23 protein-coding genes and 1 tRNA gene are annotated in these 23687 nt (G+C 53.7%); 16 read left to right on the forward strand and 8 right to left on the reverse strand.

All coding sequences use genetic code 11. The features are described 5' to 3' along the window. The first annotated feature begins 220 nt into the window (after positions 1-220). The 12 genes from OGV85_RS18205 to mtr all read left to right on the forward strand — a co-directional run bounded on the left by OGV85_RS18205 (position 221) and on the right by mtr (position 14097). Positions 221-297, forward strand: a tRNA-Met gene (locus OGV85_RS18205). A gap of 207 nt (positions 298-504) precedes the next feature. Continuing rightward, a complete protein-coding gene (rimP, locus tag OGV85_RS18210; protein ID WP_003024996.1) occupies positions 505-957 on the forward strand; it encodes a ribosome maturation factor RimP in 453 nt (150 codons plus the stop codon). A gap of 28 nt (positions 958-985) precedes the next feature. Next, on the forward strand, positions 986-2473 hold the full coding sequence (nusA, locus tag OGV85_RS18215; protein ID WP_003024992.1) for a transcription termination factor NusA: 1488 nt from the start codon (positions 986-988) through the stop codon (positions 2471-2473). A gap of 24 nt (positions 2474-2497) precedes the next feature. After that, positions 2498-5188, forward strand: coding sequence for a translation initiation factor IF-2 (gene infB / locus OGV85_RS18220; protein ID WP_003024990.1), 2691 nt, complete (start codon positions 2498-2500; stop codon positions 5186-5188). 146 nt (positions 5189-5334) lie between these two features. After that, a complete protein-coding gene (rbfA, locus tag OGV85_RS18225) occupies positions 5335-5739 on the forward strand; it encodes a 30S ribosome-binding factor RbfA (RefSeq protein ID WP_003024988.1) in 405 nt (134 codons plus the stop codon). Beyond that, positions 5739-6683 (forward strand): tRNA pseudouridine(55) synthase TruB, encoded by a 945-nt coding sequence (truB, locus tag OGV85_RS18230; protein WP_003024986.1) that lies wholly within the window; start codon positions 5739-5741, stop codon positions 6681-6683. Before rbfA ends, truB begins: the two co-directional genes overlap by 1 nt. Before the next feature lie 273 nt (positions 6684-6956). Further along, a complete protein-coding gene (gene rpsO / locus OGV85_RS18235; protein ID WP_000059465.1) occupies positions 6957-7226 on the forward strand; it encodes a 30S ribosomal protein S15 in 270 nt (89 codons plus the stop codon). 246 nt (positions 7227-7472) lie between these two features. Continuing rightward, positions 7473-9605 carry a polyribonucleotide nucleotidyltransferase gene (pnp, locus tag OGV85_RS18240; protein ID WP_003024984.1) on the forward strand — a complete coding sequence of 711 codons (2133 nt, stop codon included), beginning with the start codon at positions 7473-7475 and terminating at the stop codon, positions 9603-9605. Positions 9606-9714: 109 nt separating this feature from the next. Next, positions 9715-10599 (forward strand): lipoprotein NlpI, encoded by an 885-nt coding sequence (gene nlpI, locus OGV85_RS18245; RefSeq protein ID WP_003024982.1) that lies wholly within the window; start codon positions 9715-9717, stop codon positions 10597-10599. A 106-nt stretch (positions 10600-10705) separates the two neighbouring features. Continuing rightward, the gene (gene yrbN, locus OGV85_RS18250) at positions 10706-10786 is read left to right on the forward strand and encodes a protein YrbN (protein ID WP_010723222.1); all 81 of its coding nucleotides are present in this window, start codon (positions 10706-10708) and stop codon (positions 10784-10786) included. Then, the gene (locus OGV85_RS18255; protein WP_032950310.1) at positions 10779-12707 is read left to right on the forward strand and encodes a DEAD/DEAH family ATP-dependent RNA helicase; all 1929 of its coding nucleotides are present in this window, start codon (positions 10779-10781) and stop codon (positions 12705-12707) included. The genes yrbN and OGV85_RS18255 overlap by 8 nt, the downstream gene beginning before the upstream one ends. A gap of 145 nt (positions 12708-12852) precedes the next feature. Then, positions 12853-14097 carry a tryptophan permease gene (mtr, locus tag OGV85_RS18260; protein WP_057064135.1) on the forward strand — a complete coding sequence of 415 codons (1245 nt, stop codon included), beginning with the start codon at positions 12853-12855 and terminating at the stop codon, positions 14095-14097. A gap of 87 nt (positions 14098-14184) precedes the next feature. On the opposite strand, the gene OGV85_RS18265 is transcribed toward mtr, so the two are convergent. The 3 genes from OGV85_RS18265 to ubiU form a co-directional block, all read right to left on the reverse strand. Further along, complete coding sequence (locus tag OGV85_RS18265) at positions 14185-15192, reverse strand: luciferase-like monooxygenase (protein ID WP_032938295.1); 1008 nt, start codon at positions 15190-15192, stop codon at positions 14185-14187. A gap of 176 nt (positions 15193-15368) precedes the next feature. Continuing rightward, positions 15369-16247, reverse strand: a complete 879-nt coding sequence (locus OGV85_RS18270) for a U32 family peptidase (RefSeq protein WP_003024974.1) — start codon at positions 16245-16247, stop codon at positions 15369-15371. 8 nt (positions 16248-16255) lie between these two features. Next, complete coding sequence (ubiU, locus tag OGV85_RS18275) at positions 16256-17251, reverse strand: ubiquinone anaerobic biosynthesis protein UbiU (protein ID WP_003024971.1); 996 nt, start codon at positions 17249-17251, stop codon at positions 16256-16258. Positions 17252-17471: 220 nt separating this feature from the next. Between ubiU and ubiT the strand changes: the two genes are divergently transcribed. Beyond that, positions 17472-17996 carry a ubiquinone anaerobic biosynthesis accessory factor UbiT gene (gene ubiT / locus OGV85_RS18280; RefSeq protein WP_003024968.1) on the forward strand — a complete coding sequence of 175 codons (525 nt, stop codon included), beginning with the start codon at positions 17472-17474 and terminating at the stop codon, positions 17994-17996. After that, positions 17990-18493, forward strand: a complete 504-nt coding sequence (locus tag OGV85_RS18285) for a GNAT family N-acetyltransferase (protein WP_003024966.1) — start codon at positions 17990-17992, stop codon at positions 18491-18493. Before ubiT ends, OGV85_RS18285 begins: the two co-directional genes overlap by 7 nt. Here the strand turns inward: OGV85_RS18285 and OGV85_RS18290 are convergent. Continuing rightward, positions 18480-18788 carry a GIY-YIG nuclease family protein gene (locus OGV85_RS18290; RefSeq protein WP_085952534.1) on the reverse strand — a complete coding sequence of 103 codons (309 nt, stop codon included), beginning with the start codon at positions 18786-18788 and terminating at the stop codon, positions 18480-18482. The two genes, OGV85_RS18285 and OGV85_RS18290, sit on opposite strands and share 14 nt — an antisense overlap. A 43-nt stretch (positions 18789-18831) precedes the next feature. Here OGV85_RS18290 and OGV85_RS18295 point away from each other — a divergent pair, with 43 nt between their 5' ends. Together OGV85_RS18295 and OGV85_RS18300 are read left to right on the forward strand one after the other, a co-directional pair. Continuing rightward, positions 18832-19260, forward strand: coding sequence for a YhbP family protein (locus OGV85_RS18295; protein WP_003024960.1), 429 nt, complete (start codon positions 18832-18834; stop codon positions 19258-19260). 37 nt (positions 19261-19297) lie between these two features. Further along, on the forward strand, positions 19298-19933 hold the full coding sequence (locus OGV85_RS18300; RefSeq protein ID WP_061548599.1) for an NAD-dependent epimerase/dehydratase family protein: 636 nt from the start codon (positions 19298-19300) through the stop codon (positions 19931-19933). A 93-nt stretch (positions 19934-20026) separates the two neighbouring features. Here the strand turns inward: OGV85_RS18300 and dolP are convergent, their stop codons facing one another. Genes dolP through OGV85_RS18320 form a run of 4 tightly spaced genes read right to left on the reverse strand, consistent with a single transcriptional unit; the run spans position 20027 to position 23641 of the window. Further along, positions 20027-20602, reverse strand: coding sequence for a division/outer membrane stress-associated lipid-binding lipoprotein (gene dolP / locus OGV85_RS18305; RefSeq protein ID WP_003024954.1), 576 nt, complete (start codon positions 20600-20602; stop codon positions 20027-20029). A 9-nt stretch (positions 20603-20611) separates the two neighbouring features. After that, positions 20612-21202 carry a DnaA initiator-associating protein DiaA gene (gene diaA, locus OGV85_RS18310; RefSeq protein WP_003024948.1) on the reverse strand — a complete coding sequence of 197 codons (591 nt, stop codon included), beginning with the start codon at positions 21200-21202 and terminating at the stop codon, positions 20612-20614. A 34-nt stretch (positions 21203-21236) separates the two neighbouring features. Further along, positions 21237-21632, reverse strand: coding sequence for a YraN family protein (locus OGV85_RS18315; protein ID WP_003024946.1), 396 nt, complete (start codon positions 21630-21632; stop codon positions 21237-21239). Then, positions 21590-23641, reverse strand: a complete 2052-nt coding sequence (locus tag OGV85_RS18320; RefSeq protein ID WP_061548598.1) for a penicillin-binding protein activator — start codon at positions 23639-23641, stop codon at positions 21590-21592. The genes OGV85_RS18315 and OGV85_RS18320 overlap by 43 nt, the downstream gene beginning before the upstream one ends. Between the last annotated feature and the right edge of the window lie 46 nt (positions 23642-23687).

Genomic DNA, 23687 nt, shown 5'->3' on the forward strand with positions numbered 1-23687 from the left:
GTTTAGTGATAATTTCGTTAAATAACGGCGTGGGTGGCATATTTATCTTGCTGGGCTAGTGCTGGGCAGCATTCATTGATTTGCATAGTCGTAACAAGGTTGACATAACACATATTGAATCAATATACTGTGTGCAGATTTTACGTCCCGTCCTCGGTACCAAATCCCAGCAGTATTTGCATTTTTTACCCAAAACGAGTAAAATTTGCCACGTTTCAGGCGCGGGGTGGAGCAGCCTGGTAGCTCGTCGGGCTCATAACCCGAAGGTCGTCGGTTCAAATCCGGCCCCCGCAACCACTTTCCCTTAGAGTTCTTTTTCAAATATACTGTGAAGACTTAGGCCTTCGTAGCTGGATTTGAAAAAAATTCTTTCGGAAGGTTCTCCGAACCGCAGGTGCGGTTATAGGGTTCAGTTATCTAAAGCCCCGATTTATCGGGGTTTTTTGTTATCTGACTACAGAATAACTGGGCTTTAGGCCCTTTTTTTATGTCTTGGGGGTGGGCTTGTCCACATTAGAGCAAAAATTAACAGAGATGATTACAGCGCCAGTTGAAGCCCTGGGCTACGAACTGGTCGGCATCGAATTTATTCGTGGTCGCACATCCACACTGCGCATCTATATTGATAGTGAAGATGGCATCAATGTTGATGATTGTGCTGATGTGAGCCATCAGGTAAGCGCCGTGATGGATGTCGAAGACCCAATCACCGTTGCCTATAACCTGGAAGTCTCCTCTCCGGGTCTCGACCGTCCTCTGTTCACAGCTGAACACTACGTGCGTTTCCTGGGTGAAGAAGTCACGCTGGTTCTTCGTATGGCGGTACAAAACCGTCGTAAATGGCAGGGCGTTATCAAAGCGGTGGACGGTGAGATGATCACGGTCACAGTCGAAGGCAAAGATGAAGTGTTCGCGCTGAGTAATATCCAGAAGGCGAACCTGGTTCCCCACTTTTAACAGTCTGGATTGAGGTGAAAAGCCCGCGATGAACAAAGAAATTTTGGCTGTTGTTGAAGCCGTATCCAACGAAAAAGCGCTGCCACGCGAGAAAATTTTTGAAGCACTGGAAAGTGCGCTGGCTACAGCAACAAAGAAAAAATATGAGCAAGAGATCGACGTTCGCGTAGAAATCGATCGTAAAAGCGGTGATTTCGATACCTTCCGTCGTTGGGTAATCGTAGAAGAAGTTACTCAGCCGACCAAAGAAATTACGCTGGAAGCGGCACGCTTCGAAGACGAAAGTCTGAACGTGGGCGAATATGTTGAAGATCAGATTGAATCTGTCACCTTTGACCGTATCACCACCCAGACCGCGAAACAGGTTATCGTACAGAAAGTACGTGAAGCTGAACGCGCAATGGTTGTCGATCAGTTCCGCGAACACGAAGGCGAAATCGTCACCGGTGTGGTAAAGAAAGTAAACCGCGACAACATTTCTCTGGATCTGGGCAGCAATGCTGAAGCTGTTATCCTGCGTGAAGACATGCTCCCGCGTGAAAACTTCCGCCCAGGTGACCGTATTCGTGGCGTTCTGTACTCTGTACGCCCGGAAGCGCGCGGTGCGCAGCTGTTTGTAACCCGTTCCAAACCGGAAATGCTGATTGAGCTGTTCCGCATTGAAGTACCGGAAATTGGCGAAGAAGTTATCGAAATTAAAGCGGCTGCCCGTGATCCGGGATCGCGTGCGAAAATCGCCGTTAAGACCAACGACAAGCGTATTGATCCGGTCGGCGCCTGTGTTGGTATGCGCGGTGCGCGCGTTCAGGCGGTTTCTACCGAACTGGGCGGCGAGCGTATCGATATCGTCCTGTGGGATGATAACCCGGCGCAGTTCGTGATTAACGCAATGGCGCCAGCAGACGTTGCTTCTATCGTGGTGGATGAAGACAAGCATACCATGGATATCGCGGTTGAAGCCGGTAACCTGGCTCAGGCGATTGGACGTAATGGTCAGAACGTCCGCCTGGCTTCACAACTGAGCGGTTGGGAACTCAACGTGATGACCGTTGATGACCTGCAGGCGAAGCATCAGGCTGAAGCACATGCAGCCATCGATACCTTCACCAAATATCTCGATATCGATGAAGATTTCGCGACCGTTCTGGTGGAAGAAGGTTTTGCGACGCTGGAAGAACTGGCCTACGTGCCAATGAAAGAGCTGCTGGAAATTGACGGCCTGGATGAACAGACCGTTGAAGCGCTGCGCGAGCGTGCTAAAAACGCACTGACCACTCTGGCACTGGCCCAGGAAGAAAGCCTCGGTGATAACAAACCGGCTGACGATCTGCTGAATCTGGAAGGATTGGATCGTGAGATGGCCTTCAAACTGGCGGCCCGTGGTGTTTGTACGCTGGAAGATCTCGCTGAACAGGGCATTGATGATCTGGCTGATATCGAAGGGTTGACCGACGAAAAAGCCGGTGAGCTGATTATGGCTGCCCGTAATATTTGCTGGTTCGGCGACGAAGCGTAATAAACTGTAGCAGGAAGGAACAGTATGACAGATGTAACCGTAAAAACGCTGGCTGCAGAGATACAGACTTCCGTGGATCGCCTGGTACAGCAATTTGCTGATGCCGGTATCCCGAAGTCTGCTGACGACTCTGTGTCCGCACAAGAGAAACAAACCTTACTGGCGCATTTGAACCGTGAAAACGGCTCAGCGCCGGATAAGTTGACATTGCAGCGTAAAACGCGCAGTACTCTCAATATTCCAGGTACCGGTGGAAAAAGCAAATCGGTACAAATCGAAGTCCGCAAGACACGCACCTTTGTGAAACGCGATCCGCAAGAGGCTGAACGCCTTGCCGCGGAAGAGCAGGCGCAGCGTGAAGCGGAAGAGCAAGCCCGTCGTGAGGCAGAAGAAGCTGCCAAACGCGAGGCGCAACAAAAAGCCGAACGTGAGGCCGCAGAACAAGCTAAGCGTGAAGCCGCTGATAAAGCGAAACGTGAAGCTGCGGAAAAAGACAAAGTGAGCAATCAACAGACCGACGATATGACTAAAACCGCCCAGGCCGAAAAAGCCCGCCGTGAAAATGAAGCCGCAGAACTGAAGCGTAAAGCGGAAGAAGAAGCACGTCGTAAGCTTGAAGAAGAAGCGCGCCGCGTAGCGGAAGAAGCTCGCCGTATGGCGGAAGAAAACGAGAAAAATGGTGTGAATAACGCTGAACCTGTTGAAGATACCAGCGATTATCACGTCACCACTTCCCAGCATGCTCGCCAGGCTGAAGACGAAAACGATCGTGAAGTCGAAGGCGGCCGTGGTCGTACTCGCAGCACGAAAGCAGCGCGTCCGGCGAAGAAAGGCAACAAACACGCTGAATCTAAAGCTGACCGTGAAGAAGCACGTGCAGCGGTTCGCGGCGGTAAAGGCGGTAAGCAGCGTAAAGGTTCCGCTCTGCAGCAGGGCTTCCAGAAGCCAGCTCAGGCCGTTAACCGTGACGTTGTGATCGGCGAAACCATCACCGTTGGCGATCTGGCGAACAAAATGGCGGTCAAAGGCTCTCAGGTCATCAAAGCGATGATGAAGCTGGGCGCAATGGCTACCATTAACCAGGTCATCGACCAGGAAACCGCACAGCTGGTTGCCGAAGAGATGGGCCACAAAGTTATCCTGCGTCGTGAAAACGAGCTGGAAGAAGCGGTAATGAGCGACCGTGACACCGGTGCTGCGGCTGAACCGCGCGCACCAGTTGTGACCATCATGGGTCACGTTGACCACGGTAAAACCTCCCTGCTGGACTACATTCGTTCCACGAAAGTGGCTTCTGGTGAAGCGGGCGGCATTACTCAGCACATCGGTGCGTACCACGTTGAAACTGACAACGGTATGATCACCTTCCTGGATACCCCGGGTCACGCCGCGTTTACCTCCATGCGTGCTCGTGGTGCTCAGGCAACGGATATCGTTGTTCTGGTTGTTGCAGCAGACGACGGCGTGATGCCACAGACCATCGAAGCTATCCAGCACGCGAAAGCGGCGGGTGTGCCGGTGGTGGTTGCAGTCAACAAAATCGATAAGCCGGAAGCGGATCCGGATCGCGTTAAAAACGAACTGTCCCAGTACGGCATCATGCCGGAAGAGTGGGGCGGCGAGAGCCAATTCGTTCACGTTTCTGCGAAAGCGGGTACCGGTATCGACGAGCTGCTGGACGCTATCCTGCTGCAGGCCGAAGTACTGGAACTGAAAGCTGTGCGTAAAGGTATGGCGAGCGGTGCGGTTATCGAATCCTTCCTGGATAAAGGTCGTGGTCCGGTTGCTACCGTACTGGTGCGTGAAGGTACGCTGCACAAAGGCGACATCGTACTGTGTGGCTTCGAATACGGTCGCGTTCGTGCTATGCGTAACGAACTGGGTCAGGAAGTACTGGAAGCAGGTCCGTCCATTCCGGTGGAAATCCTCGGTCTGTCCGGTGTTCCGGCTGCAGGTGACGAAGTTACTGTCGTTCGTGACGAGAAGAAAGCCCGTGAAGTTGCACTGTATCGTCAGGGCAAATTCCGTGAAGTTAAACTGGCTCGTCAGCAGAAATCTAAACTCGAGAACATGTTCGCTAACATGACCGAAGGCGAAGTTCACGAAGTGAACGTCGTCCTGAAGGCTGACGTTCAGGGTTCTGTAGAAGCGATTTCCGACTCTTTACTGAAACTGTCTACCGACGAAGTCAAAGTGAAGATCATCGGTTCTGGCGTAGGTGGTATCACCGAAACCGACGCGACCCTGGCTGCGGCATCCAACGCGATTCTGGTTGGCTTCAACGTCCGTGCTGATGCCTCTGCACGTAAAGTTATCGAATCTGAAAGCCTGGATCTGCGTTACTACTCCGTCATCTATCATCTGATCGACGAAGTGAAAGCAGCGATGAGCGGCATGCTGTCTCCGGAGCTGAAACAGCAGATCATAGGTCTGGCTGAAGTTCGTGATGTGTTCAAATCACCGAAATTCGGCGCTATCGCAGGCTGTATGGTTACCGAAGGCACGATTAAACGTCACAACCCAATCCGCGTTCTGCGCGACAACGTGGTTATCTATGAAGGCGAGCTGGAATCCCTGCGTCGCTTCAAAGATGACGTTAACGAAGTCCGTAACGGCATGGAATGTGGTATCGGCGTTAAGAACTACAACGACGTTCGCGTTGGCGATATGATTGAAGTGTTCGAGATTATCGAGATCCAACGTACTATCGCTTAATCTTCGTCGTCTTTTGGGCCGTAATTTGCAGCCCAAAATCCTTAGAAGACGATTAGGTGTAGGCCGGGTAAGCGAAGCGCCACCCGGCAAGAAATTTAAAAAGGGGCTGATAGCCCCTTTTTTGTCTTTATTCTGGAGAATTTATTATGGCGAAAGAATTTGGTCGCCCGCAGCGTGTCGCGCAAGAGATGCAGAAAGAGATCGCACTCATCCTGCAACGCGAAATCAAAGACCCGCGTGTTGGTATGATGACCACCGTATCGGGCGTTGAGATGTCTCGTGATCTGGCATATGCCAAAGTATTCGTGACTTTCCTCAACGATCAGGACGAAGCTGCTGTGAAAAACGGCATCAAGGCACTGCAGGAAGCCTCTGGTTTTATCCGTTCTCTGCTGGGTAAAGCCATGCGTCTGCGTATCGTGCCTGAGCTGACCTTCTTCTACGACAACTCGTTGGTTGAAGGGATGCGCATGTCCAACCTGGTGACCAGCGTGGTGAAACATGACGATGAGCGTCGTGTGAACCCAGCGGACGACAGCAAGGAGGACTGATGAGTCGTCCTCGTCGTCGTGGTCGCGATATTCACGGTGTCCTGCTGCTGGATAAGCCGCAGGGCATGTCCAGCAATGATGTACTGCAAAAAGTAAAACGCATCTACAATGCCAATCGCGCGGGACATACCGGCGCACTGGATCCGCTGGCGACAGGCATGCTGCCAATCTGCCTCGGTGAAGCGACTAAGTTTTCACAGTATTTGCTGGATTCTGACAAACGCTATCGTGTGGTTGCCCGTCTGGGCCAGCGTACAGACACTTCCGATGCCGATGGGCAAATCGTGCAGGAACGTCCGGTAACCTTCACCGCAGAACAACTGGCGAGCGCGCTGGAAACTTTCCGCGGCGATATCGAGCAGATCCCGTCAATGTATTCGGCGCTGAAGTATCAGGGTAAGAAGCTGTACGAATATGCGCGTCAGGGTATTGAAGTGCCGCGTGAAGCGCGACCGATTACCGTCTATGAGCTGCTGTTTATCCGTCACGAAGGTAACGAACTGGAGCTGGAAGTTCACTGTTCCAAAGGCACCTATATTCGCACCATTGTTGACGATCTCGGTGAGAAGTTGGGCTGCGGCGCGCACGTCACGTATCTGCGTCGTTTGACGGTCAGCAAGTATCCGGTGGATCGAATGGTGACGCTGGAACATCTGCGTGAGCTGGTTGAACAGGCCGAGCAGCAGAACATTCCGGCGGCACAGCTGCTTGATCCTTTGCTGATGCCAATGGACAGTCCTGCATCGGACTATCCTGTTGTTAATTTGCCTTTAACATCCTCGGTTTACTTTAAAAACGGTAACCCGGTACGGACATCAGGCGCGCCGCTGGAAGGGCTGGTCCGCGTGACGGAAGGCGATGACGGCAAGTTTATTGGCATGGGGGAGATGGACGATGAAGGTCGTGTCGCCCCCCGTCGCCTGGTGGTTGAGTATCCTGCATAGCGCTCTCTGTCTTGCGATAAAAGGGCGCTGCGAGTAGAATACTGCCGCTTAACGTCGCGTAAATTGTTTAACAATCTACGCGACGTATACACAAAATCATTCGAGCTGCATCAAGGCGGCAAGTCTGAGAATCCTCAGGAGCTTACTTAAGTAAGTGACTGAGGTGAGCGGACGCAGCCAACGCAGAGTCAGTTTGAAGGATAAAGTGTATACACTGGGATAGCTGAATTAGAGATCGGCATCCTTTCATTCTTATCACTTTGGAGTTTTAAAATGTCTCTAAGTACTGAAGCTACCGCTAAAATCGTTTCTGAGTTTGGTCGTGATGCAAACGACACCGGTTCTACCGATGTTCAGGTTGCTCTGTTGACTGCACAGATTAACCACCTGCAGGGTCACTTTGCAGAGCACAAAAAAGATCACCACAGCCGTCGTGGTCTGCTGCGCATGGTTTCTCAGCGTCGTAAACTGCTCGACTACCTGAAACGTAAAGATGTTGCACGTTACACCGCGCTGATCGAGCGTCTGGGCCTGCGTCGCTAATTCTTTCGAGTTTCAGAAAGAGGGGGCCTTCATGGCCCCTTTTTTCCAGCAGATGGCAGCAATTCGCTGGAAACTAATGTATTGTTGCTAAGAATGATCTTCCGTTGCAGAGGTTCGCGCGGCTAATGAGAGGCTTTACTCATGCTTATGGGTTAGGGTTGTCATTAGTCGCGAGGATGCGCAGAAGATCGGGTATTAACGATGGCGCAAAATGTGCCGTCAAAAAAATAGAGAAAGGATATTATTTTGCTTAATCCGATCGTTCGTAAATTCCAGTACGGTCAGCATACCGTTACGCTGGAAACCGGCATGATGGCGCGTCAGGCGACTGCCGCTGTTATGGTTAGCATGGATGACACCGCGGTATTCGTTACCGTTGTTGGCCAGAAAAAAGCGAAACCAGGCCAGGACTTTTTCCCGCTGACCGTTAACTATCAGGAGCGTACCTACGCTGCTGGCCGTATCCCGGGTAGCTTCTTCCGTCGTGAAGGCCGTCCGAGCGAAGGCGAAACCCTGATCGCGCGTCTGATTGACCGCCCGGTTCGCCCGCTGTTCCCGGAAGGCTTCGTTAACGAAGTTCAGGTTATCGCGACCGTTGTTTCCGTTAACCCGCAGGTTAACCCGGACATCGTGGCAATGATTGGTGCATCTGCTGCGCTGACTCTGTCTGGTATTCCATTCAACGGCCCGATCGGTGCTGCACGTGTTGGTTACATCAATGACCAGTACGTACTGAACCCGACTCAGGACGAACTGAAAGAAAGCAAGCTGGACCTGGTTGTTGCGGGTACTGAAGCAGCCGTACTGATGGTTGAATCCGAAGCAGAACTGCTGAGCGAAGATCAGATGCTGGGTGCTGTTGTGTTCGGTCACGAACAGCAGCAGGTTGTGATTCAGGCTATCAACGAGCTGGCGAAAGAAGCTGGCAAACCGCGTTGGGACTGGCAGCCAGAAGCCGTCAACGAAGCGCTGAACGCACGCGTTGCCGCACTGGCAGAAGCTCGCCTGAGCGATGCTTACCGCATCACTGACAAACAAGAGCGTTATGCTCAGGTTGACGTAATCAAATCTGAAACCATCGCGACTCTGGTGGCTGAAGACGAAACCCTGGACGCTAACGAACTGGGTGAAATCCTGCACGCTATCGAGAAAAACGTTGTTCGTAGCCGCGTACTGGCAGGCGAGCCGCGCATCGATGGCCGTGAAAAAGACATGATCCGTGGTCTGGACGTGCGTACTGGCGTTCTGCCGCGTACCCACGGTTCCGCACTGTTCACCCGTGGCGAAACTCAGGCGCTGGTTACTGCGACCCTGGGCACCACTCGTGATGCGCAGAACCTTGACGAACTGATGGGCGAGCGCACTGACAACTTCCTGTTCCACTACAACTTCCCTCCGTACTGCGTAGGTGAAACCGGTATGGTCGGTTCTCCGAAGCGTCGTGAGATTGGTCACGGCCGTCTGGCGAAACGTGGCGTACTGGCAGTAATGCCGGAACTGGATAAATTCCCGTACACCGTGCGTGTGGTTTCTGAAATCACCGAATCTAACGGTTCTTCTTCCATGGCTTCCGTATGTGGTGCTTCCCTGGCGCTGATGGACGCAGGCGTGCCGATCAAAGCCGCTGTTGCGGGTATCGCGATGGGTCTGGTGAAAGAAGGCGACAACTTTGTTGTTCTGTCTGACATCCTGGGCGACGAAGACCACCTGGGCGATATGGACTTCAAAGTGGCGGGTTCCCGCGACGGTATCTCTGCACTGCAGATGGATATCAAAATTGAAGGTATCACCAAAGAGATCATGCAGGTTGCTCTGAACCAGGCTAAAGGTGCGCGTCTGCACATCCTGGGTGTGATGGAACAAGCGATCAACGCACCGCGTGGCGATATCTCTGAATTTGCTCCGCGTATCCACACCATCAAGATCAGCCCGGACAAGATCAAAGACGTTATCGGTAAAGGCGGTTCTGTTATCCGTGCTCTGACCGAAGAAACCGGCACCACCATTGAAATCGAAGATGATGGTACCGTGAAGATTGCTGCGACCGACGGCGAAAAAGCGAAATATGCTATCCGTCGTATCGAAGAGATCACCGCAGAGATCGAAGTAGGCCGTATCTACAATGGTAAAGTGACCCGTATCGTTGACTTTGGCGCATTCGTTGCCATCGGTGGCGGTAAAGAAGGTCTGGTACACATCTCTCAGATCGCTGATAAGCGCGTTGAGAAAGTGACCGACTACCTGCAGATGGGCCAGGAAGTACCGGTCAAAGTTCTGGAAGTTGATCGCCAGGGCCGTGTACGTCTGAGCATTAAAGAAGCAACTGAGCAGTCTCAGCCTGCAGGCGAACCGGAAGCTCCGGCAAGCCAGGGCGAGTAAGGTTGCCATTGCCCTCCGTGAAAGCGGAGGGCCTTTAACCCGGCAGGATGCCTTGTTAGCAACCGGGGAACCTGGACGTTCATTCAATCGTTGTCTTCGGGAGTGGGAAATGAAGCCTTTTTTGCGCTGGTGTTTCGTTGCGACAGCACTCACGCTGGCTGGATGCAGTAATTCCGCCTGGCGAAAGAGTGAAGTCCTCGCAGTACCATTGCAACCGACTTTGCAGCAGGAAGTGATTCTGGCACGTATGGAACAAATTCTTGCCAGTCGGGCTTTAACCGATGACGAACGCGCACAGCTTTTATATGAGCGCGGAGTGTTGTATGATAGTCTCGGTCTGAGGGCACTGGCGCGAAATGATTTTTCACAAGCGCTGGCAATCCGACCAGATATGCCTGAAGTATTCAATTACTTAGGTATATATTTAACGCAGGCAGGCAATTTTGATGCTGCCTATGAAGCGTTTGATTCTGTACTTGAGCTTGATCCAACTTACAACTACGCGCACTTAAATCGCGGTATCGCATTGTATTACGGCGGTCGCGACAAGTTAGCGCAAGATGATCTGCTAGCGTTTTATCAAGACGATCCCAATGATCCTTTCCGTAGTCTGTGGCTTTATCTTGCCGAGCAGAAGCTCGATGAGAAGCAGGCTAAAGAAGCGTTGAAGCAACGCTTTGAGAAATCGGATAAAGAGCAATGGGGATGGAACATTGTCGAGTTCTACCTGGGCAACATTAGCGAAGCAACGCTGATGGAACGCCTGAAGGCGGACGCAACGGATAACACCTCGCTCGCTGAGCATCTCAGTGAAACCAACTTCTATTTAGGTAAGTACTACCTAAGTCTGGGGGATTTGGACAACGCTACGGCATTGTTCAAACTGGCGGTGGCTAACAACGTTCATAACTTTGTTGAGCACCGATACGCATTGTTGGAATTATCGCTCCTGGGCCAGGACCAAGATGACCTGGCAGAATCGGACCAGCAATAGCTGACGTACACATCAGCCCGTAATCTTTTTTGATTGCCATCACCTTCACGGGTGAGGGCGTTGTTGTTCGTTAATACACCTACTTTGAGCCGGTTCACACTTTTCAATGAAAATTGCAGATCAATTTCATGATGAGTTATGTAGACTGGCCGCCATTAATTTTGAGGCACACGTACTACATGGCTGAATTCGAAACCACTTTTGCAGATCTGGGCCTGAAGGCTCCTATCCTTGAAGCCCTTAACGATCTGGGTTACGAAAAACCATCTCCAATCCAGGCAGAGTGCATTCCGCATCTGCTGGGCGGCCGCGATGTTCTGGGTATGGCCCAGACAGGTAGCGGCAAAACTGCAGCGTTCTCTTTACCGCTGCTCAACAATCTTGATCCTGAGCTGAAGGCACCTCAGATTCTGGTGCTGGCACCGACCCGCGAACTGGCGGTTCAGGTAGCAGAAGCCATGACGGATTTCTCTAAACACATGCGCGGCGTGAACGTGGTTGCCCTGTACGGCGGCCAGCGTTATGACGTGCAATTACGTGCCCTGCGTCAGGGACCACAGATCGTCGTCGGTACGCCGGGCCGTCTGCTGGATCACCTGAAGCGCGGTACTCTGGACCTCTCCAAACTGAGCGGTCTGGTACTGGACGAAGCTGACGAAATGCTGCGTATGGGCTTCATCGAAGACGTTGAAACCATCATGGCGCAGATCCCGGAAGGTCATCAGACCGCTCTGTTCTCTGCAACCATGCCGGAAGCGATTCGTCGTATTACCCGTCGCTTTATGAAAGAGCCGCAGGAAGTACGCATTCAGTCCAGCGTTACCACGCGTCCTGACATCAGCCAGAGCTACTGGACTGTCTGGGGCATGCGTAAAAATGAAGCGCTGGTGCGTTTCCTGGAAGCAGAAGATTTTGATGCGGCGATTATCTTCGTTCGTACCAAAAATGCGACCCTGGAAGTGGCAGAAGCGCTGGAGCGTAGCGGTTATAGCAGCGCTGCACTGAACGGTGACATGAACCAGTCCCTGCGTGAGCAGACTCTGGAACGTCTGAAAGATGGCCGCCTGGATATCCTGATTGCTACCGACGTTGCGGCCCGTGGCCTGGACGTTGAGCGTATCAGCCTGGTTGTTAACTACGACATCCCGATGGATTCCGAGTCTTACGTTCACCGTATCGGCCGTACCGGTCGTGCGGGTCGTGCGGGTCGTGCGCTGCTGTTCGTTGAGAACCGCGAGCGTCGTCTGCTGCGTAACATCGAACGCACCATGAAGCTGACTATTCCGGAAGTAGAACTGCCGAACGCAGACCTGCTGAGCAAACGCCGTCTGGAAAAATTCGCCGCTAAAGTACAGCAGCAGCTGGAAAGCAGCGATCTGGATCAGTACCGTGCTCTGCTGGCGAAAATGCAGCCGGAAGAAGAGCTGGATATCGAAACGCTGGCAGCAGCACTGCTGAAAATGGCTCAGGGCGAACGTCCGCTGATCCTGCCGCCAGATGCGCCGATGCGTCCGAAACGCGAATTCCGCGATCGTGATGACCGTGGTCCGCGCGATCGTAACGATCGTGGCCCTCGTGACCGTAATGACCGTGGTGGTGAAGATCGTCCGCGTCGTGAACGTCGTGACGTTGGTGACATGCAGCTGTACCGCATTGAAGTGGGCCGTGATGACGGTGTTGAAGTTCGTCATATCGTTGGCGCGATTGCTAACGAAGGCGATATCAGCAGCCGTTACATCGGTAACATCAAGCTGTTTGCTTCCCACTCCACCATCGAGCTGCCGAAAGGTATGCCGGGCGACGTGCTGCAGCACTTTACCCGTACTCGCATCCTGAACAAGCCGATGAACATGCAGCTGGTTGGCGATGCAGTTCCGCACACCGGTGGTGAGCGTCGTGGTGGTGGCCGTTTCAGCGGCGAGCGTCGTGAAGGCGGTCGTGGCGAAGGTCGTAATTTCAGCGGTGAGCGTCGTGAAGGCGGTCGTGGCGATGGCCGTCGTTTCAGCGGCGAACGTCGTGAAGGCAACCGTGGTCCGCGTCGTGACGATTCTTCTGCTCCGCGTCGTGATGACTCCGCTGGTCGTCGTCGTTTCGGCGGTGACGCATAAGCCTCACGGTATAAAAGCGTAAAGTAATATATACAGCCCCGATCTCAACAATCGGGGCTTTTTTTATTTCATTTGTACTCGTGTACTGGTACAGTGCAGCACATTGAGATGTAGTCACAATATAAATGACTGGAGAGATGGCTAAATGGCAACACTAACCACCACCCAAACGTCACCTTCGCTGCTCGGCGGCGTGGTGATTATCGGCGGCACCATTATTGGCGCGGGGATGTTTTCTCTGCCAGTGGTCATGTCCGGGGCGTGGTTTTTCTGGTCAATGGCGGCGCTGATCTTCACCTGGTTCTGTATGCTGCATTCCGGACTGATGATCCTCGAAGCTAACCTCAATTACCGCATTGGCTCCAGTTTTGACACCATCACGAAAGATCTGCTGGGTAAAGGCTGGAACGTAGTGAACGGCATCTCGATCGCCTTCGTTCTCTATATCCTGACCTACGCCTATATCTCAGCGAGCGGGTCGATTCTGCATCACACTTTCTCCGAGATGTCGCTGAATGTTCCGGCGCGCGCGGCAGGTCTTGGCTTTGCGCTGCTGGTGGCATTTGTGGTGTGGTTAAGCACCAAAGCGGTTAGCCGCATGACGGCGATTGTGCTGGGCGCAAAGGTGATTACCTTTTTCCTGACCTTCGGCAGCCTGCTGGGGCACGTGCAGCCCGCAACACTGTTTAACGTGGCGCAGAGCAACGCTTCGTATACGCCGTACCTGCTGGTGACGCTGCCGTTTTGTCTGGCTTCTTTCGGCTATCACGGCAACGTCCCGAGCCTGATGAAGTACTACGGCAAAGATCCGAAGACCATCGTTAAGTGTCTGGTGTACGGCACGTTGCTGGCGCTGGTGCTGTATACCGTATGGTTGCTGGGAACGATGGGTAACATTCCGCGTCCAGAATTTATCGGTATTGCGCAACAGGGCGGTAACATTGATGTGCTGGTACAGGCGCTGAGCGGCGTACTAAACAGCCGCAGTCTGGATCTGCTGCTGGTGGTGTTCTCCAACTTTGCGGTGGCGAGTTCATTCCTCGGCGTTACGCTCGGTCTGTTTGACTATCTGGCGGATCTGTTTGGCTTTGATGACTCGGCAATGGGACGTTTCAAAACGGCATTGCTGACGTTTGTCCCGCCAATTATCGGTGGCCTGCTGTGGCCGAACGGTTTCCTGTACGCCATTGGCTATGCAGGACTCGCAGCAACCATCTGGGCTGCCATTGTTCCGGCGCTGCTGGCACGTAAATCCCGCGAGCGTTTCGGTAGCCCGAAATTCCGTGTCTGGGGCGGTAAGCCGATGATTGCGCTGATCCTGGTGTTCGGTATCGGCAACGCGGTTATCCATATTCTGTCGAGCGTGGATCTGTTACCGGTCTATCAGTAAAACCGTTGCCCGGTAGCGCTACGCTTACCGGGCCTACAGTACCGTTTAGGCCGGATAAGGCGTAGCCGCCATCCGGCACAAACCGCGCTACCCCAACAATTCCTGCTTCACATCCATCGCCAAATCAAACGAATGAAGACGTGCCTGATGATCAAAAATCTGGCCGTTAACCATAATTTCATCGGCCTGGGTTTCACGCAAAATGGCATCAAGACCGTGTCGCACTTTCGCCTTATCACCAACCAGCGACATGCTCAGCGCCTGTTGTACGCCGTACTGTTCAGAAGCGGACCACAGCTGATGCATATTCTCTACCGGCGGTGGTAGCTGGCCGGTTTCGCCACGACGCAGTTTCACAAACGCCTGCTGCATCGAGGTGAAAAGAAACTCGGCGTCGCGATTGCTGTCAGCGGCAATGATGTTGATGCACACCATCGCATACGGCTTTGCCAGCCGCGCTGAGGGTTTGAACTGGGTGCGATACAGATGCAGCGCCTGATGCAGCATATCCGGAGCAAAATGCGAGGCGAAGGCAAACGGCAGGCCGAGCTGGGCCGCCAACTGTGCGCTGTACAGGCTGGAGCCTAATAACCAGACCGGGATCTGCTCGCCGTAGCCGGGAACCGGGCGTACATGGGGGTTAGGATCGCGGGCGTCGAACCAGTCCACCAGTTCAGCGACGTCGCGAGGGAAGTTATCGATATCACCGCTCATATGGCGGCGCAGCGCACGCATCGTTGGCTGATCGCTCCCCGGCGCGCGGCCAAGCCCAAGATCGATGCGTCCCGGATACAGCGTATTCAGGGTACCGAACTGCTCGGCGATCACCAGCGGCGAATGGTTGGGCAGCATCACGCCGCCAGACCCGAGATGCAGCGTGGTGGTATTGGCAGCCAGATAGCCAATCAGCACTGAAGTTGCCGCGCTGGCGATACCGACCATGTTGTGATGTTCTGCCAGCCAGTAGCGGTGGTAGCCGCGCTTTTCGGCCAGTCGGGCGAGATCAAGCGAGTGCGTGAAGGCCTCTTTTGCCGAAGACCCTTCAGGGATCGGCGCCAGATCCAGCACCGAGAACGGAATAGTTTTGTCAGTCATAACGGCTCACTTTGTTACCGGTTAATCTTTTAATACTGCATTAAAATTTGATTACCGTTGTTAACAAAGTGAGCTTTATGAGACTGACGGCAAAAACAATGCCCGATGGCGCTGCGCTTATCGGGCCTACGGGATCGCTATTTGTAGGCCGGATAAGGCAATTTGCCGCCATCCGGCTAGGCCTGCAGCTCCAGACCAGCCAGTCGCTTCCAGTAGCCGTTGCAGTCACTGTGGGCGGCAAGCGGTAATGGGGCCGTACCATTTTCATTGGCGCGGAACGCATCAAGCATGGCGAATGTTTCGCTGCCCGAGGGGGACAGGCGCACAATATCAACCAGACCCTGCATCGATGTCAGCTCGTTGCCGAGGTTGTAAACATAGCCGCTCATGGTCTGGATCCCGTTGAGCACAAAGACCTGCTGATTCTCCTGAGACAGCACATCGCGTCCGTTCGGGTATTTGATGCAGCAGGTTTCACATTCGTCTTTTGGACGATCTTCAGAGCGTGCGGTAAAGCAGCGGGCGGAGTATGCCAGCGGCAGATGCCCGTAGCTCAGCACCTCGACTTCAAACTGATTGCGAATACCCAGCTCATCACACTGGTTGAGCAGGTTTACCAGCCAGTCGCGGGATAACTCTACCGGCATACACCAGCGCGTCATGCCCTGCTTGAGCAGTAAACGCAGGGTTACCGCGTTGTAGCAGTTGAGCGCATGCCCGGCGACAAACGGCAGCTTACGCTCGGCGCACATGTTTACCACCCCGAGATCGCTGGCTTCCAGCAGGAAGTCGCCGTTTTCAACATAGCGCTTCAGTTCTCCCAGCTCAGAAGAGGCCTGCACCAGCGCCAGCGTCGACAGCACTACCTGTTTACCGCTGCCAGCGAGTGATTTCGCCATATCCAGCCAGTCGCTTACTTTGGTGGCACGGCGTTTACTGCATACCGCTTCGCCAAGATAGATAATGTCGGCCTGGCTTACGGCGGCCTGCTGATAAAAATCTTCCAGCGTTTCTTTCGGCCAGTACCATAGCACCGGCCCTAAGGAATATTTCATTGCTTCTCTCACTGCCATTTACGGTGATACGCGCCAAGCGTGGTCTGTGTGCCTTCGGACATTGAACCGAGCGTTTCCATCCACGCGGCCTGCGGGACGTAGTTTTGCGGGTCGGCCATACAGCGGTCGATTGCCTGACGCCACACTTTCGCCACCTGGCTGACATAGGCCGGGCTGCGCTGACGTCCCTCGATTTTCACCGAGGCAATATTGGCTGCCAGCAGTTCCGGCAGCAGCTCTAGCGTATTCAGGCTGGTGGGTTCTTCCAGCGCATGGTAGCGCTCGCCATCAACCAGATAGCGGCCTTTGCATAACGTCGGATAACCGGCGTTTTCTCCATCCTGATAGCGGTCGATCAGCACTTCATTAAGACGGGATTCCAGCCCTTGTTGGGTCTGCTGCCAGCGAACAAAACGAGCAGGAGAGCAGGCACCAACCGTGTTAGGAGATTCGCCCGTCAGGTAAGACGAAAGATAACAGCGGCCTTCCGCCATAATGCACAGGCTGCCAAAGGCGAACACTTCCAGAGGAACTGGCGTGACGCGAGCAAGCTGCTTCACCTGATGAATAGACAGCACGCGCGGCAGAACCACGCGGGCGACGTCAAAGTTGCGATGGTAGAAATTAATCGCCTCTTCATTGGTTGCAGATGCCTGAACAGAGACATGGCGCTCAATATGCGGGTAGCGCTCTGCGGCATACTCAAGCATGGCGAGGTCGGCGAGGATCAGCGCGTCTGCACCCAGTTGCGCAGCCATATCAACGGCACGCTGCCAGCGCGCGTAACCATCCGGGTGCGCAAAGGTGTTAATCGCAATGTGCAGCTTACGGCGATGTTGATGAACGAAACTCACCGCTTCCTGCAATTTTTTCTCGGTAAAATTAAGGCCGGCGAAATGACGGGCGTTGGTATCATCTTTCAGCCCGATGTAGACAGCATCAGCGCCGTTCTCGATGGCCGCCTTAAGCGCCGGGAGGTTTCCGGCAGGGCAGAGCAGCTCCATAATTTATCCTGAACGTTGCGCCATGTAGGGCGCAGAAATGTTAACGAAGAGGGATTTTAGTTAACCTTGCTGAGACAATTTTTGATTTGAGGCAGTTAAAGTCGTATTGGTGACACCAATAAAGAGGTAACAATTTCGTAGCGAATTGTTGATTTATGCCGCTATGTCGTTTATTTGATATGGCAAAATAGCAGGACTATTGAAACAGGGAGTAAAGCTCGTGTTGGATAAACTGCGTTCACGCTTAGTACATTTAGGTCCTTCTCTGATGAGTGTACCGGTTAAACTGACGCCCTTTGCGCTGAAGCGCCAGGTTCTGGAGCAGGTCCTGAGCTGGCAGTTTAGTCAGGCGCTGGCCGATGGGGAGCTGGAGTTTCTCGAAGGTCGCTGGCTGAGCATTCATGTGCGTGACATTGACCTCAAATGGTATACCTCTGTTGAAAACGATAAACTTATCGTCAGCCAGAATGCAGATGCGGATGTGAGTTTTAGCGCCGATGCCAGCGATCTCCTGATGATCGTGGCCCGCAAGCAGGATCCGGATACGCTTTTCTTCCAGCGTCGCCTGGTGATTGAAGGTGATACAGAATTAGGGCTATACGTAAAAAATCTGATGGATGCCATCGAACTGGAGCAGATGCCTAAAGCGTTGCGCGTCATGCTGATGCAGTTGGCGGATTTTGTTGAGGCGGGGATGAAAACGTCGCCAGAAACCAAACAGACCTCGGTAGGTGAGCCATGCTGATTCGAGTTGAGATTCCCATTGATGCCCCTGGTATTGATGCGTTGCTGCGCCGTTCATTTGAGAGCGATGCGGAAGCAAAATTAGTGCACGACCTGCGTGAAGATGGTTTCTTAACGCTGGGTTTGGTTGCTACCGATGATGAAGGTCAGGTAGTGGGTTACGTCGCGTTCAGCCCTGTCGATGTTCAGGGTGAAGATCTGCAATGGGTCGGCATGGCGCCGCTCGCGGTGGATGAAAACTACCGGGGGCAGGGCCTGGCGCGTCAACTGGTCTATGAAGGACTCGATTCCCTGAACGAGTTTGGCTACGCCGCGGTGGTTACGCTGGGCGATCCGGCACTGTATAGCCGCTTTGGCTTTGAGCTGGCGGCGCATCATGACCTGCGTTGCCGCTGGCCGGGCACCGAAAGCGCGTTCCAGGTTCATCGCCTGGCGGACGATGCGCTGGAGGGCGTGACGGGCCTGGTGGAATACCACGACCACTTCAATCGTTTTTAACATCCGGGGCTTGCAGGCTGCTCAGTAGAGCCTCAAGCCCTTCGCCTTCTACAAGGCGCTCTTTCTGACGCTTTGTGAGCTGTTTGACGCGATACTCTATGCGCAGGGCCAGCGAACGGTCGCCAATCTGCGCCGCAAATGCCAACGTGAGTTCCCCCTTTCCACGTAGCGCCTTCGCGCCTTTCCCACTTTGATGCTGCTTATAGCGGCGCTGCACATCGGTGGTTATTCCGGTGTATAAGGCGTTGTCAGCGGTACGGATCAGGTACAGATACCAGGGTGTCATTGTCACCATCGACGTGATAATTTTCAGGCCTACAGTATAAAAGAGAACAGAAATGGAAACACTGACTGCGGTGTCTCGCTGGCTGGCAAAACAGCACGTCGTGACCTGGTGCGTATACCATGAAGGTGAATTGTGGTGCGCCAATGCGTTTTACCTGTTTGATGCGCAGAAGATGGCATTCTATGTGCTGACCGAAGATAAAACGCGCCATGCGCAGATGTCGGGACCGTGTGCACCGATTGCCGGCACGGTAAATGGTCAGCCCAAAACGGTCGCCCTGATTCGTGGCGTGCAGTTTAAGGGGGAGATTCGCCGTCTTGAAGGGCAGGAGAGTGAAGCCGCGCGTAACGCCTACAACCGCCGTTTCCCCGTCGCCAGAATGTTGCCAGCGCCCGTGTGGGAGATTCGACTGGATGAAGTCAAATTCACGGACAACACGCTGGGCTTCGGTAAAAAGATGCACTGGCTACGTGATCTATAGTTAAAAGAGTGATTGAAGCGTCAGGGGAAAATAAACGATGAGTCAGGTGTTAATAACCGGTACAACGGGTCTTGTGGGTGGACATTTATTGCGGATGCTACTGAATGAACCCCGGATCAATGCCATTACGGCGCCGACGCGTCGACCGCTGGCTGATACGGTTGGCATCTATAATCCCCACGATCCGCAGCTAACCGATGCTCTGGCGCAGGTTACCGATCCGGTCGATATTGTATTTTGTTGTCTGGGAACGACCCGACGTGAAGCGGGCAGCAAAGAAGCATTTATCCACGCTGACTATACGCTGGTAGTGGATACAGCTCTGACGGGGCGTCGGCTGGGGGCACAGCATATGCTGGTGGTGAGTTCGATGGGCGCTAATGCCAATTCACCGTTTTTTTATAACCGGGTGAAAGGTGAAATGGAGCAGGCGCTGATCGCGCAGAATTGGCCTCGGCTGACCATTGCCCGGCCTTCAATGCTACTGGGTGATAGGGACAAACAGCGGGCGAATGAGATGTTTTTAGCGCCGTTGTTCAGGCTGCTGCCGGGTAACTGGAAGTCGATTGAAGCGCGCGATGTTGCACGGGCAATGTTGGCAGAAGCGCTGGCGCCTGGGCATGAAGGGGTTTCGATCCTGACCTCTTCCGAGTTACGCGAAAGGGCTAAATAAAATGCCGGATGGCGCTGACGCTTATCCGACCTACAAACGATAACGTCCTGTAGGCCGGATGAGACGCTCAGGCGTCGCTATCCGGCATCAGTATTACTTAATAAACGTAAAGGCCGTCGTGACGCGTTTCACGCCGCTTACCCGGCTGGCGATGTCTGCCGCCGCCTTCGCTTCGCGTTCGGTCACCAGACCTAACAGGAACACTTCTCCATTCTCGGTCGTGACTTTCACGTTAGAGGATTTCACCTGATCGCTGGTCAGTAACTGGGAACGTACTTTGGTGGTTATCCAGGTATCGTTGGACGCATCGCCCAGACCGATTGGCTGGCCCTGACGGATCTCATTAAAGACCTCAGTCGTACCTTCTACGCCCATCGCAATCTGTTTTGCTCGTGCAGACAGTTCGCTATTTGGCGACTGACCGACCAGCAGCACTTTACCCTGATATGCGCTCACGTTGATTCGCGCTTCTTTCTTGATCTGGGCATCTTTCGACAACGCCGTATTGACGCGTAATTCCAGGGTTCCATCATCTACCTGGGTGCCGACGCTGCGAGGATCCGTCGCGGCTTTGGTGCCGACAGCAGCAGTTCCGACAACGGCAGCAGCGACACAGCCTTGCAGCAGCAGTGCAGCGATAATCACAGCAAGCGGCGAAAATGCCTTCATGTGTACTCCTTAATCATCCTGGTGAGGGAAAAGCGTGTTATCGATGAGATCGCAAAGGCAGTTGACCGTCAGCATGTGCATTTCCTGAACGCGGGCGCTGTGGTGTGAGGGGATACGGATTTCAACATCCTGCGGCCCCAGTAATCCGGCCAGTTCCCCTCCGTCATACCCGGTCAGCGCGACGATTGTCATGTCGCGTGTCACGGCGGCTTCAACGGCTTTTACGATATCGCGGCTATTACCACGCGTAGAGATTGCCAGCAGAACATCTCCTGCATGTCCCAGCGCACGGACTTGTTTTGCATAAACTTCGTCGTGCAGGCGATCGTTGGCAATCGCAGTTAAGACCACATTATCAGTGTTTAGTGCAATCGCAGGTAAACTTGGGCGTTCTGTTTCAAAACGATTGATCATGCTGGCAGCAAAATGCTGTGCGTTGGCAGCGGACGTCCCATTACCACAACAGAGAATTTTGTTGCCATTGAGCAGGGACTGAACCAGCGTCATGGCGGCACGGGAGATCGCATCCGGAAGTGCTTCAGCCGCAGCTATCTGAGTTTGAATGCTTTCTGTAAAGCAGACTTTAATTCTATCTAACACGCTAATCCTTAAGAACCAGGCTCTGAATCTTCAACTATGAGCGGTCGTTAAACGCGTCCTTAAACCACTCAACATCATTTCCGGTGAAGGCTAACACATCGAACCGGCAATCCACAGTATCAAAACTCCCATTGTGGCGCGCAAGCCACAAGCGGGCGGTCTGTAATAATTTGTGTTGTTTGCTCCGGGTCACACTCGCCGCTGCGCCGCCAAACTGGGCCGAGCGCCGATAGCGGACTTCAACAAAGACGGTGGTGCTGCCTTCACGCATTATCAGGTCGATTTCGCCGCCACGTTCACGCACGTTGGCGGCGATAAAATGCAGTCCCTTGCTTTGCAGCCAGTCACGCGCGGTGGATTCCCACGCGTCACCGGTCTGTTTACTCGTTAACTGGCGGGGACGACTTGTCCTTGCTGGTATTTGAGCCATGATAACTTCCTGTTAATCACACAATCCGGCGTTGCGGTTAAGGCCCCGGTGTTGCCGTTAATTTCGAAACCCTGTACCTGACGCATTTGCGAGAAGTGGTTGGCAAGTGACCAGGCATCGACGCCCATCGCATACATACGTGCCAGTGAGTAGTCGTTACGAACCGCGCCAAGCGCCTGCTGCATGAGAGGAGCGTTAGCACCTGCAAGCATCGGTATTTCGCTGTACTGCAAGCCTTCCATCTCCAGACGGAAATCCGGGCCAGCAGTTCCCTGCGCGCTACGGGAGCTGGCGTACAGCGTCGCTCCGCTCTGGCTGCCGTTACGCATAGCGATCATCGGCTTAATAAAGGCAATTTCTTCCGGCGTCGCCAGAATATACACGGCATCAACACGGCCGCTGCCGCCGGTGATCTGCGCATCGGTGGGCGCAGCCGGAATCGTCAGGCCGCCAATCGTCACGCCAGGTTGCGCAGGTACAGAGGAGGCTACCGGGCTGCCCGTCAGGGAAATTCCCGAGCCGCCGTTTACGCCCATTTTCAGCTCGACGGTGGAGCCAAACTTCTGCTGCAACACTACGCCGCCGCCCAGCTTTTGCCATTCCTGTGCAAAGGCGTTGGCAACGCGATCGCCTAATGAACTCCGAGGGATCAACAACAGCGGCGTCTGTTTTCCTTGATCGCGGATGTGACGCGCGGCGTCGCGCGCTTCATCTTCTGGCGACAAAGCGAAGTAGCAGACGTTCGGCAGGTTTTTCACCGACTCCGGCTGATTAAGTGCCAGCACGTTTAATGGCGTATTGCTTTTCATCAGCTCTTCAACATTGTTCTTCAGCAGCGGACCAACCACGATGCTGGCACCATCCTGCTGAACCTGAGTCAGAATTTGGTTCAGAGGCTGTGATGAAGTGTCGTAGATTTTCAGCTCTGCTGATGGATTCGCCGGTGCGCTGGCGGTTGTTGGCTGAGCGGGTGCTGCGGGCTGCGCAGCAGGTGTTTCTGGCTGTGCTGGCGTCTCGTTAGTCAGATCGCTGACTGACGCCTGAGAAGGGCTGGCAACGCCGTCAGTCGTTTGCGGCTGTTCTGTGGTCGTCGCAGATGTTGTATCCGCAGCAGGCGCAGCTACCGCAGGGGCCGCTACGGGTTGAGTACCCATATTTTTTGCCGCTTCAAAGCCTTGCTGAATAGTCCGGCCAAATACAGCGGCCTGACCGTTCAGCGGCAGCAGCAGCGCAATTTTGCTGGTGGAGGCGGGCTTAAAGCTCTGGACGTTAACCAACTGCGTTGGCAGTATTTTTGCGCCCGGGTTTTGCGGATAACGTTTCTGCCAGTCCGCAATACCGGCTTTCATCATGTCTGGATCGTTACGGTTATCGAACCAGACGCGCTGGAGATCCAACCAGCCTTGCAGCACGTTTTCATCCGCATTGATGACCAGTGCCTGTGCTTGCTCCTGGGTCATGGATGACAGCGCCTGCCAGGTGGCATCGATGTTTTTCTGCTTAGCATTCGCGGACAGCAGCGGTTCCTGAGCGATCAGGGCGCGCAGTAGTGTCAACGATGGGCGACCCTGGTTGACGTCGATTTGCGCCTGCCAGTATCTGGCCTGCTGGTTTTGATCGAAATCGGCAGGAGTGAGTTTATCCAGCAGGGCCTGAGCGCCAGCGATATCTTTCTGTGCGAGCTTGATCTCGACGGCCAGCAGAGACTGCTCACGACGCTGAGTGTCGTTTAGTTTCTGCGGCAGCTGGTTGAACAGCTCGCTAGCCTGCTGGTTCTTGCCTTCTTTCAGCAGTGCACGAATGGCGAGTAATTGCCAGTTGGTCTTGCTATCATCTGAGCTTTGCTGCATTTGTTGCAGATAAAAGCCGGAATCAGCCTGTGCAGTGCCCTGCATATGGGCTGCACTCTGGTCTGGCGCCTGGGTGCCACAGCCTGCGAAAATCAGTGCTGCCAGAATGACTGGTAGCGCGCGCGCGGCTTTCAAACGAGAAAATGTTGAGGGTACCATACTGTATCCAGTGATATTTTTTTACTCAATGCTCAATATTAAATCG

Origin of the sequence: Citrobacter sp. Cf132 (genome assembly GCF_030333885.1) — a bacterium.
GTDB classification, from domain to species: Bacteria; Pseudomonadota; Gammaproteobacteria; order Enterobacterales; family Enterobacteriaceae; genus Citrobacter; species Citrobacter freundii.